12 protein-coding genes are annotated in these 10,373 nt (G+C 41.0%); 9 read left to right on the top strand and 3 right to left on the bottom strand.

The genetic code is table 11. The features are described from left to right. The first annotated feature begins 186 nt into the window (after window positions 1-186). Genes G3O08_RS17430 through pyk form a run of 5 tightly spaced genes read left to right on the top strand, consistent with a single transcriptional unit; the run spans window position 187 to window position 4,301 of the window. Window positions 187-423: an acyl carrier protein gene (locus tag G3O08_RS17430; RefSeq protein ID WP_163286740.1), complete on the top strand. Its 237-nt coding sequence runs from the start codon at window positions 187-189 to the stop codon at window positions 421-423. 12 nt (window positions 424-435) lie between these two features. After that, a complete protein-coding gene (fabF, locus tag G3O08_RS17425; RefSeq protein ID WP_163286739.1) occupies window positions 436-1,689 on the top strand; it encodes a beta-ketoacyl-ACP synthase II in 1,254 nt (417 codons plus the stop codon). A 9-nt stretch (window positions 1,690-1,698) separates the two neighbouring features. Continuing rightward, on the top strand, window positions 1,699-2,427 hold the full coding sequence (gene rnc, locus G3O08_RS17420; RefSeq protein WP_163286738.1) for a ribonuclease III: 729 nt from the start codon (window positions 1,699-1,701) through the stop codon (window positions 2,425-2,427). Between the two features lie 36 nt (window positions 2,428-2,463). Then, a complete protein-coding gene (locus G3O08_RS17415) occupies window positions 2,464-2,883 on the top strand; it encodes an IPExxxVDY family protein (RefSeq protein WP_163286737.1) in 420 nt (139 codons plus the stop codon). Then, a complete protein-coding gene (gene pyk / locus G3O08_RS17410) occupies window positions 2,880-4,301 on the top strand; it encodes a pyruvate kinase (RefSeq protein WP_163286736.1) in 1,422 nt (473 codons plus the stop codon). Before G3O08_RS17415 ends, pyk begins: the two co-directional genes overlap by 4 nt. Window positions 4,302-4,797: 496 nt before the next feature. Here the strand turns inward: pyk and pheS are convergent, their stop codons facing one another. Further along, on the bottom strand, window positions 4,798-5,814 hold the full coding sequence (gene pheS / locus G3O08_RS17405; protein WP_163286735.1) for a phenylalanine--tRNA ligase subunit alpha: 1,017 nt from the start codon (window positions 5,812-5,814) through the stop codon (window positions 4,798-4,800). Continuing rightward, window positions 5,790-6,536, bottom strand: coding sequence for a peptidylprolyl isomerase (locus G3O08_RS17400; protein ID WP_239541323.1), 747 nt, complete (start codon window positions 6,534-6,536; stop codon window positions 5,790-5,792). The genes pheS and G3O08_RS17400 overlap by 25 nt, the downstream gene beginning before the upstream one ends. A 45-nt stretch (window positions 6,537-6,581) precedes the next feature. On the opposite strand from G3O08_RS17400, the gene G3O08_RS17395 reads away from it, so the two are divergent. Further along, a complete protein-coding gene (locus tag G3O08_RS17395) occupies window positions 6,582-6,974 on the top strand; it encodes a hypothetical protein (RefSeq protein WP_163286734.1) in 393 nt (130 codons plus the stop codon). On the opposite strand, the gene G3O08_RS17390 is transcribed toward G3O08_RS17395, so the two are convergent. Further along, the gene (locus G3O08_RS17390; protein WP_163286733.1) at window positions 6,955-7,308 is read right to left on the bottom strand and encodes a hypothetical protein; all 354 of its coding nucleotides are present in this window, start codon (window positions 7,306-7,308) and stop codon (window positions 6,955-6,957) included. The two genes, G3O08_RS17395 and G3O08_RS17390, sit on opposite strands and share 20 nt — an antisense overlap. A 62-nt stretch (window positions 7,309-7,370) precedes the next feature. Between G3O08_RS17390 and G3O08_RS17385 the strand changes: the two genes are divergently transcribed. The 3 genes from G3O08_RS17385 to G3O08_RS17375 are packed head-to-tail and all read left to right on the top strand — an operon-like array spanning window position 7,371 to window position 10,285. Continuing rightward, entirely contained in the window at window positions 7,371-8,090 is a 720-nt protein-coding gene (locus G3O08_RS17385; RefSeq protein WP_163286732.1) for a 3'-5' exonuclease, read from the top strand. Next, window positions 8,077-8,610, top strand: a complete 534-nt coding sequence (locus G3O08_RS17380) for a hypothetical protein (RefSeq protein WP_163286731.1) — start codon at window positions 8,077-8,079, stop codon at window positions 8,608-8,610. Before G3O08_RS17385 ends, G3O08_RS17380 begins: the two co-directional genes overlap by 14 nt. Beyond that, a complete protein-coding gene (locus G3O08_RS17375; protein WP_163286730.1) occupies window positions 8,600-10,285 on the top strand; it encodes an ABC transporter ATP-binding protein in 1,686 nt (561 codons plus the stop codon). The genes G3O08_RS17380 and G3O08_RS17375 overlap by 11 nt, the downstream gene beginning before the upstream one ends. The last annotated feature ends 88 nt before the right edge of the window (window positions 10,286-10,373 follow it).

Below are 10,373 nucleotides of genomic sequence, written 5' to 3'. Positions count from 1 at the left end.
ACCGTCCGGATAACGAAAGACCCTACTTATTGATCCCTGTAGGCTATCCACATCCAGACCTAAAAGTGCCCAATATAATGAAACATCCTGTCAGTAAGATACTTGTAGATTATAAATAGGATTTTGAAAGTATGGGTATTATTCATTTATTTGCAAACTGAAATTTAAACACAAACCTGCACGGATATGTCAGATATTAAATCAAAAGTTACCAAGATTATCGTTGATAAATTAGGAGTTGACGAATCAGAAGTAAATTTAGAATCGAGTTTTACAAACGATCTGGGAGCTGACTCTCTAGATACTGTAGAACTTATAATGGAATTTGAAAAGGAATTTAATATCGCTATTCCTGACGATCAGGCCGAGAAGATCGGTACAGTTGGTCAGGCAGTAGAGTATATTGAAAACAACAAAAAGTAAGAGAGCTTACTTATGGAGCTAAAGCGCGTAGTCATAACAGGACTTGGAGCGCTTACACCAATTGGCAATACCGCTCATGATTATTGGGAGGCATTGACAAAGGGGGTAAGCGGCGCTGCTCCTATTACCCGTTTTGATGCCTCTAAATTCAAGACTCGTTTTGCGTGTGAAGTGAAAAACTTCAACATTCAAGATCACCTTGACAGGAAAGAAGCCCGCAAAATGGATCCATACGCACAGTTTGCCATGGTAGTGGCAGAAGAGGCTGTGCGTGACTCCGGGTTAGATCCCGAAAAATTAGACGTCGATAGAATTGGTGTTATTTGGGGTTCCGGTATCGGAGGCTTGCAAACGTTTCAGGACGAAGTGATTGAGTTTTCTAAAGGAGATGGAACCCCGCGATTTAATCCATTCTTTATCCCCAAGATGATTGCGGATATAGCATCTGGTCTTATTTCTATTAAGTACAATTTCCGCGGCCCGAATTATACCACAGTTGCAGCTTGTGCCTCAAGTACAAATGCCATTATTGATGCGTATAATCTCATCAGGCTCGGTAAAGCTGATGCTTTTGTATGTGGCGGCTCTGAAGCGACCATTTATGAAGCCGGAATAGGCGGCTTTAACGCATTACACGCGCTTTCGCAGCGAAATGAATCGCCTGAAACGGCGTCACGACCCTTTGACAGAACCAGAGATGGATTTGTTATGGGAGAAGGAGCAGGGGCGTTAATCGTTGAGGAATTGGAGCATGCAAAAAAACGTGGTGCGAGAATTTATGCCGAGATTGGTGGCGGTGGAATGAGTGCCGATGCATACCATATTACTGCGCCGCATCCCGAAGGTCTAGGAGCATTAAGCGTAATGAAAAGAGCGCTTCAGGATGCCGAAATGAACTTGAACGAAATTGATTATATCAATGTTCATGGTACTTCTACACCCCTTGGTGATATTGCAGAGACTATTGCTATAAAGCAGTTTTTTGGAAATCACGCCTATGATTTGAACATCTCTTCTACCAAGAGTATGACAGGTCACTTATTAGGAGCGGCAGGAGCTGTGGAAGCTATTGCTTGTATCTTCTCTGTTCAGAACAATATTATACCTCCTACTATTAATTTTCAAGAGGAAGATCCCGAAATTGATAATAAACTCAATTTCACCCTCAACGAAGCGCAGGAACGTAAAGTAGATGTGGCTCTGAGTAATACTTTTGGGTTTGGCGGACACAATACATCTGCGATTTTCAAGAAATTTGTTGATTAAATCAAAAGCTTGAACTTCCGACGGTTATTTAAGCCTTTCCGAAATAAGCGCGAAATCGAAGTCGCAAGGCTCTTAACGCGTAAGCTTCATATATCATTCCGTAAAATAGATTTTTATTTAACTGCACTTAGGCATAAATCGGCGGCGCGTAATATTTACAATGAGCCCGATAGCAGTAATGAGCGATTAGAATTTCTCGGAGATGCTATACTTGATTCTGTAGTAGCCGAATACTTGTTTTTTAAGTATCCGCAATCAGAAGAAGGCGATCTTACTCAAGTAAAGAGCCGCATAGTAAGTCGCACAAATTTAAATAGCATGGCACGGGAAATGGGTATTGATATGCTCATAGAAACAGATATGCAAGCCACTCATTCCAGAGGTTCTATTGCAGGCAATGCCTTGGAGGCTCTTTTTGGTGCTGTATTTTTAGACCTTGGCTATCCGCGAACGCGTAAAACAATATTGATGCTTCTCAGCGAGTTTGCTGACATGAATACAATTGAAGATCAGGAGGCTGATTTCAAAAGCCGGATTTATGAAGAAGCGCATAAAAGGAAATCTGAAATAAGCTTTAATACACGAGCCATAGAAAGGTCGTCGGGTGTTAAATCTTTCGTTTCTGAAGTGTATATGGATAAATTGAAGATTGGGGAGGGAACGGGTTCATCTAAGAAAAAAGCCGAGCAAAGGGCGTCTGAGCAAGGGCTCAAAAAACTAAATGGCTCAATAGAATAGTTTATTTTTTACCTTCGTGTTATATTGACAATAAGTATGGCGAAATTCACGCTCAGGTTTGACGAGGAATATCCGTATTACTTAATAGGTATTAATGCGTCGGCCAAAGATTACCGCATTTGCTGGAGCATAAATAAAGCATTAAATATTGCTTTAAAACGTGAGGACTCAATTGATGTGCATTCAAAAAACAAAGATATTGTAGCGCATAGCTACTTTGTTTACACGAATGAAGAGCTTAATTTAAAGTTTCGGCTTATAGAGAATAAGCGCGGCAATAGTCGATTTTTAACTGAAGTTCAACAGGCTGATTATTTACTCATTATAGATGAATCGGAAAGTGTTGATATGGAAGGGATATTAAAAAAAATTAAAGAAATAAGACAGGTTCTACTGGCTTTTGAAATAGACATAGAGAACCTGAAGAATAAACAAAATTTAATGTTAACAGCATGAATACTAAGAAGACAAAGATTGTGGCAACATTGGGCCCAGCATCAGACAGCGTAGAAATAATCATGGAAATGATTACGACAGGACTGGATGTATGCCGTATTAATTTTTCGCACGGCACCCACAAAATGCACGATCAAACGATAAAGAATATTCGCGAGGCAGACAAGAAATTGGGAACACATACCTCAATTCTTGCCGACTTGCAGGGGCCTAAATTGCGCGTAGGCAAAATTGAAGGCGACAACCTAATGCTCAAAGAAGGGGCTGAGGTTATTTTTACAACTACAGAGGAAAAAGGATCTGATAAATTATTTATCAATTATCCTGAATTTGCTCGAGATGTAAATGTTGGAGAGCGTATTTTGCTCGACGACGGTAAGCTAGCGCTGGAAGTAACTTATACAGATAATAAGAAAGAGGTGAAAGCCATTGTGGTTCATGGGGGTATATTGAAAAGCAATAAAGGCGTAAACCTGCCCAACACACGAATTTCGTTGCCCTGCCTTACTGAAAAGGATTTGAAAGATCTTGATTTTGTGCTAGATCGGGATGTAGATTGGATTGGTTTATCATTTGTACGTTCTGCACGTGATATTATCGAGCTTAAGCATATTATTAAATCAAAAGAAAAGCATGCACGGGTAGTTGCCAAAATAGAAAAGCCGGAAGCGATAGACGATATTGCAGATATAGTTCGTGAAACGGATGCCATAATGGTTGCGCGCGGAGATCTGGGTGTTGAAATTCCGCTACAAAATGTGCCTTTGATTCAGAAGATGCTTGTAAACAAAGGCTTGAAGAATGCAAAACCTGTAATTGTTGCTACGCAAATGATGGAAAGTATGATTGAGAATTATACTCCCACGCGCGCTGAAGTAAACGATGTAGCGAATGCTGTACTCGATGGAGCCGACGCTGTAATGCTTAGCGCAGAAACGTCTGTAGGAAAGTATCCGGTAAGAGTCATTGAGGTAATGAACAAAATCGTGAAGCAAATAGAGACATCAGATAAGATTTATCACCACGAAGAGGTTCCTGCAGAAAGCAATGAAGACAGGTATATTACTGATTCTATTTGCTTTAATGCCACTCGTTTATCAAAAAGGGTGAAAGCTACCGCAATTATGTCAATGACCTTCTCGGGCTATACAGCTTTCAAAATATCGAGCCAGCGCCCTGAAGCAAATATTTTCGTTTTCACGGGAAATAAAAAGTTGCTTACCCAGCTAAGTCTAGTGTGGGGTGTGCGCTGCTTTTACTACGATAAAATGGTGAGCACTGACCATACCATTGCCGACATTCGTTACATCCTCCGAAAGGAAGGCTATGTACAAGAAGGAGATATGGTAATTCACCTGGCGAGTATGCCGATTAATGAAGGTGGGAAGACGAATATGCTGAAGCTTAGTAAGGTTTAGTAAGGTTTTGTAGTGTTTAGTTCTTAGTTTTTGGTTTTGATGAGTGGATGGAGAAATTCTTCGCTATCCTGAGCTAATGTTTTTATGTGCGATCAAGATCTAGCAAATCATACTTAATAACACACTCCGAAACGCCATCTCCTTTCGAACGACTTTAACTTAGTATTTTAGGGTTACTCATTTAATTCATGAACTTTATAGTCTGACCGCAAAGAGCGCAAATCCCAGATCAAGCTGCAGGCATGAGATTCTATGCAAAGATCGCTAAGAGAAGTTAGCACTTAAATATGAAGAGTCTTTCGATTAATGGAAATATTTAGCTTTGATAAAAGTTTTAATAGCGCAATGGTACTTGCTAAAACAAAGGCAATAGAGCATTCATAGCCTTATCACATTTTTCTTTCAACAAATATTATTCTGCGGAGCTGAAATGTATAACCTGCTGACTCTTTTTGTCTTGCAGCTTATAGCCAATGGCTTGCAGCTCATTTCCATGCTACCAGGCTCCCTGAAACTGCTTCAAAAAGCGGATGTCGTTTTCAAATAGCATCCGAATATCGCCTATCTGGAAACGGTTCATAGCTATGCGCTCAATACCCATTCCAAAAGCGAATCCGGAGTAAATATCTGGGTCTATTCCGCTTGCCTTCAGCACGTTGGGGTCTACCATTCCGCAGCCCATAATTTCAAGCCAGCCGGTTCCTTTGGTTATTCTATGGTCTATTTCATTCTCCAGACCCCAATACACATCTACTTCGGCACTGGGCTCGGTAAAGGGGAAATACGATGGGCGCAACCTGATTTTGGTTTTGCCGAAAAATGCTTTTGCGAAATATTCAATGGTTTGCTTCATATCGGCAAAGCTCACTCCTTTGTCAATATACAAGCCCTCTACCTGATGAAAGATACAGTGCGATCGCGATGAAATGTCTTCGTTTCTATACACCCTTCCCGGTGCAATAATGCGAATGGGAGGTTTTTGGGTTTCCATAATGCGCACTTGTACAGATGATGTATGTGTGCGCAATGCGATATCCGGGTCTTTTTCAATAAAAAAAGTGTCTTGCATATCACGTGCAGGGTGCTCTTCGGGAAAATTCAGGGCAGAAAAGTTGTGCCAATCGTCTTCAATTTCAGGCCCTTCGGCGATTGAGAATCCAATATTTTGAAAAATAGTTTCAATTTCATTCCGCACCAGGGTTACAGGGTGTCTGCTCCCCGCTTGCTCTAAGCCACTTGGGCGGGTAAGGTCTTCGTTTGATTCTGTACCCGATTGGCTTTCAATTGCTTCCTTTAGTGAATCTATTCTTTCTTGAACGGCATCTTTAAGTGCATTCAAGCTTTGGCCAAAATCCTTTCGGTCTTCAGGAGCCACATCTTTCATGCGTGCCGACATTTCCTTGATTACTCCTTTTTTACCAAGGTATTTTACTCGGAAAGCTTCGAGCTCATCGGCTGATGATGCGTTGAAACTCTTAATTTCGTTCTCTATTTCTTCGTGGGTAGCGGCCATTTTTTCTTTACAATTTTCATAGACATTACAATATCTTCAATGGGTCGGCTTCTTCCATCTACAGGCTGGTTGGCTATGGCATCTATCACTTCCAGTCCTTCTACCACTTCGCCAAATACGGTATAGTCGCCATCAAGATGCGGTGTGCCGCCGAGCGTATTGTATGTTTCAATTTGCTCTGGCGAATATACAGATGAAACACCTGCTGCATTGCGGTTTTTTTGAGCAACCATTCTTTCCAGATCGGTGGTTGGAACTGGCTTTCCCTGTACTACATAGAACTGCGACCCGGAAGACTCTTTATTTGGATTTACAGCATCGCCCTGTCGCGCTGCAGATAGGGCACCCTTTTTATGGATAAAACTTGAGTTAAACTCTGCCGGAATAGTATATCCGGGGCCACCTGTGCCAAGCGCCGCTCCGGCTGTTGCGCCCCTAGAACCAGGGTCGCCACCTTGTATCATAAACCCTTTTATAACGCGGTGAAAAAGGGTGCTATCATAAAAAGATTCGTTTATCAATTTTAAAAAGTTGGCTTTGTGAAGGGGTGTTTCGGGATATAGGCGAACCGTCATATCACCATATTTTGTGGAAATTACCACCATCTCTTCTTTCTTGAAATCAGTGCGGTATGCCGCTGAAATGCAAAAAATTCCTACCATGCAAAATAGGAATGCAAGCAGAAGAATACGATTATTGTGTTTTCTGTGAAATATTTTCATATTTTTGGTTTCTCGTGACAGCGCGAATTTAAGAAACCCATTACAATGAAAAGTCGCTTTATAACTTTATTTACAATTGCTCTTGCAGTTTTGCTGGTTACAGCCTGTAATAAAGAAGAAGATACACTTGCAGAAGTGAAAGTAATAACCCCGAACGGTTCTACTGTAGCCGGAGCAGAGGTTCGTTTATTTGGGCAAGGAACTACTAACGCCACAGAAGTAGGAGAAATCCGAATTGATGTAGTAGAATTTACCTCCAGTAACGGTCTTGCAAAGTTTGACTTTACAGATTTATACGTTCCCGGCCAAAGCGGGTTTGCTATTTTGAACGTGGAAATCACGAAGGAATATCCGGATAGTACCGTATATATGGAAGGGATCATTAAAATCGTTGAAGAGCAAAACAATCAAAAAACGTTTACTCTTGTAGGTCAATAATATTTTCTTTTTCGAAATAATCTACAATTGCCCTTCGCATAAATAATTTTTGATCGTTATCATTTAGAAATGGTAGTTTTTTGACATTTTCAAAATGCGGCCATTTATCTGTGTCGTAATGCGAAAACTCGTAGTACCCATAGGGAGTTAAAATGGTGCAAATAGCGATGTGAATCAGGTCGAGTTTCTCGTCTTTTTTAAACTTTCGAGTACCCTGTCCCAGCGCCTGTACACCTATTAAAAAGAGAATTCCTTCCAGCTCTAGTGCACCCCCAAATATTTTTTCGAGTTGAGCAATTGTTTCTTTCCAGCGTATTTCAAATTCAAAGTCCATAGTGCAAAGATACAATTGTATGTAACCTGATTGAAGAAATATTTCCGTAATTTGGCAGTACCATGCTTAACCATATCGACATAGACCAAATCTTATTTCTCGATATAGAGACCGTTCCCGGCTGTTATAATTTTAGCGATTTAAGCGATAGCTTAAAAGATTTGTGGGCAAAGAAAACAAGGTTTACTCAAGAGCGCGATAATCAAACACCCGAAGAAATTTACGAAAAAGCCGGAATCTATGCCGAGTTTGGGAAAATAGTATGCATCTCTACCTGTTTTGAATATAAAAAAGAAGGGATCAATAAACTGAGGGTAAAATCCTTTTATGGAGATGATGAAAAAGCCTTGCTTTCTGAATTTGGATCGATGTTGATTAAGCATTTTAATGGCGACGATAAATTTTTATGTGGACATAATGTAAAAGAGTTTGATGCGCCTTATTTAGCGAGAAGAATGGTACTGCACGGGCTAGAATTGCCTAAAATGCTGAACACGCCCGGCAAAAAACCGTGGGAAGTGAATCATTTAGACACCATGGAGCTATGGAAATTCGGTGATTACAAGCACTTTACCTCTTTAAATTTACTTGCAAATATTTTTGGTATTCCCACGCCCAAAGACGACATTTCGGGTGCGGATGTGGCCAGAGTTTACTGGGAAGAAAACGACCTGAAACGAATCAAAATCTATTGCGAAAAAGACACGATTACTGTGGCACACCTCATGCATAAATTCAAGAATTTACCTCTCATACCCAATGAAAATATTGAGATTATTTAGTCTGCTTGTATTCGTATTTGCGCTGATTTCGTGCCAGAGTGAACCACAGCCCGAACAGAAAATTGAAATGGTTGGCGTAGAGGCAATTTTTGGAACAGAAAAGGGCGCCCTTTTTCGCGGAAGCAATATTAGTGATCAGCCGAAACAGATAAGGACAAGAGAAAAGGCAATCCCAACAATCGACTCAGACTCGCTTATAGAATATGATTACACTTATCAGCTCAAAAGCGGATATACGGAAATGCATGTTTTCTACACATTTGATGAGTTTGGATTATTCGAGATTCAGGTAGATTTCTATCCCGAAAGTGATGAAAAAGCAAAGGATTTACTGCCTAAGCTGGAAGAACAATTAACCTCACGATTCGGAGAACCTAAAGAAAATGGCTTATCGAAGCGGTGGACGACTTTCAGTGTTTCTAATAACATCATTGAGATTACGCTAAGCAATGAATCTTTAGATGCTGAAAACGCATTTATTAGCCTGAATTATTTGGAGCCACTACCCGATGAAATCTGATTTGCCCTTATTAGAAATAAAGAACCTTACCATTTCTTTCGGCCAGGGTGAGCAAGCAGTTACTGCCGTAGAAAACCTTGATATCACACTTCAATCTGGAGAAACACTCGGAATTGTGGGCGAATCAGGATCAGGAAAAAGCGTTACTTCGCTTGCCATTATGGGGCTTTTGGCCAAAACCGCTACTATCGCCAAAGGTTCAATTCAATTTCGAATCGACAACGAAATGGTTAATCTTTTGGATAGTGAATCCATCAGAAAAATTCGTGGAAAGCGGATTGCGATGATTTTTCAAGAGCCAATGACCTCGTTAAACCCCGTGCATACTTGTGGCGATCAGGTGGCCGAGTCAATTAGACTTCACATGCGATGCAGCGGCAAGGAAGCTCGCCTACGTGTATTGGATTTATTTGAACAAGTAAACCTTCCTCGCCCCGTTGAGCTCTACAATTCATATCCACACCAACTTTCAGGCGGGCAAAAGCAGCGTATTATGATTGCGATGGCACTTAGCTGCAATCCCGATTTAATTATTGCCGATGAACCCACAACTGCACTCGACGTTACAGTGCAAAAAAAGATATTGCAATTGCTAAAAGAGCTTTGCGAAAAGAACAATACTGGACTCATTTTTATTACCCACGACCTGGGCGTAGTGGCCGAAGTAGCCGATAATGTATGTGTAATGTATCGCGGAAAAGTACTTGAAAAAGGGCCAGTGAGCGATATATTTACCAATCCTGAAAACGCATATACAAAAGCACTGCTGGCGTGCAGGCCACGGCTTGACAAAAACCCGGAGCGCCTGCCTGTTGTGGCCGATTTTATGGGAGAAGGAGTTCCAAAAGATGAGCGCGATAATAAAGTTCATGTAGATTTTTCTGACAATGAAAATTTGCTTGAAGTAAAAGATTTAAATATTTGGTTTCCATCTCAAAAAGATTGGAAAGGAAAGCCAACAGCTTATTTTCACGCGGTAGATGGAGTTTCTTTCAACGTAAAAAAGGGAGAAACCCTTGGCCTTGTCGGCGAATCGGGATGTGGAAAAACCACTTTGGGCAGAGCGATTTTAAAGCTGGTACCCGCTCATAGTGGTGAAATCCTTTTCGACCGTAAAAACATCCTTCCGCTTTCGCAAAAGGAATTTAAACCTCTGAGAAAAAGAGCTCAACTTATCTTTCAGGATCCGTATGCTTCTTTAAATCCACGCTATACCGTGGGCGAAACTCTACTGGAACCCATGAAAGTGCATCGGGTTTTGAGCTCTGACCGCCTACGCAGAACACGCATAGACGAAATGATGGATTATGTGGGACTTCCTCAATCAGCTCTAAAAAAGTATCCGCATGAATTTTCGGGAGGCCAAAGACAGCGAATATGCATAGCGCGCGCATTGGTAATTGAACCCGAATTTATTGTTTGCGATGAATCTGTTTCTGCCCTCGATGTTTCCGTACAAGCACAGGTTTTGAATTTGTTAAACGATTTAAAAGTAGAGTTTGGGCTGACTTATATTTTTATTTCACACGATTTATCGGTAGTGAAATACATGTCAGACAGGCTGGTGGTAATGCGACGCGGAAAAATTGAAGAGCAGGGTTTTGCCAGTGAAATTTATGCCAACCCACAATCTGCATATACGCGAGAGCTTATTGAGGCTATTCCGGTTGTGTAAGCCGCACATTGCTGTTGAGATAGAAATCTTCCTTAAAGTATTTGAAATTCGGGGCTTGAGCTGCCGGTCCAAAACCCGAATGATGGGC

The sequence above is a fragment of the Cryomorpha ignava genome, from assembly GCF_010686655.1.
GTDB lineage: Bacteria > Bacteroidota > Bacteroidia > Flavobacteriales_D > Cryomorphaceae > Cryomorpha > Cryomorpha ignava.
The sequence above is the reverse complement of the archived record's forward strand: the minus strand, read 5'-3'. Positions and strand labels throughout refer to the sequence as shown.

Coding starts and splice junctions, on each gene's coding strand:
- G3O08_RS17400 (WP_239541323.1), bottom strand. CDS start 6,536: ATGAAAATATTTCACAGAAAACACAATAATCGTATTCTTCTGCTTGCA.
- G3O08_RS17415 (WP_163286737.1), top strand. CDS start 2,464: ATGGCGAAATTCACGCTCAGGTTTGACGAGGAATATCCGTATTACTTA.
- fabF (WP_163286739.1), top strand. CDS start 436: ATGGAGCTAAAGCGCGTAGTCATAACAGGACTTGGAGCGCTTACACCA.
- G3O08_RS17385 (WP_163286732.1), top strand. CDS start 7,371: ATGCTTAACCATATCGACATAGACCAAATCTTATTTCTCGATATAGAG.
- G3O08_RS17395 (WP_163286734.1), top strand. CDS start 6,582: ATGAAAAGTCGCTTTATAACTTTATTTACAATTGCTCTTGCAGTTTTG.
- G3O08_RS17390 (WP_163286733.1), bottom strand. CDS start 7,308: ATGGACTTTGAATTTGAAATACGCTGGAAAGAAACAATTGCTCAACTC.
- G3O08_RS17430 (WP_163286740.1), top strand. CDS start 187: ATGTCAGATATTAAATCAAAAGTTACCAAGATTATCGTTGATAAATTA.
- pheS (WP_163286735.1), bottom strand. CDS start 5,814: ATGGCCGCTACCCACGAAGAAATAGAGAACGAAATTAAGAGTTTCAAC.
- pyk (WP_163286736.1), top strand. CDS start 2,880: ATGAATACTAAGAAGACAAAGATTGTGGCAACATTGGGCCCAGCATCA.
- G3O08_RS17375 (WP_163286730.1), top strand. CDS start 8,600: ATGAAATCTGATTTGCCCTTATTAGAAATAAAGAACCTTACCATTTCT.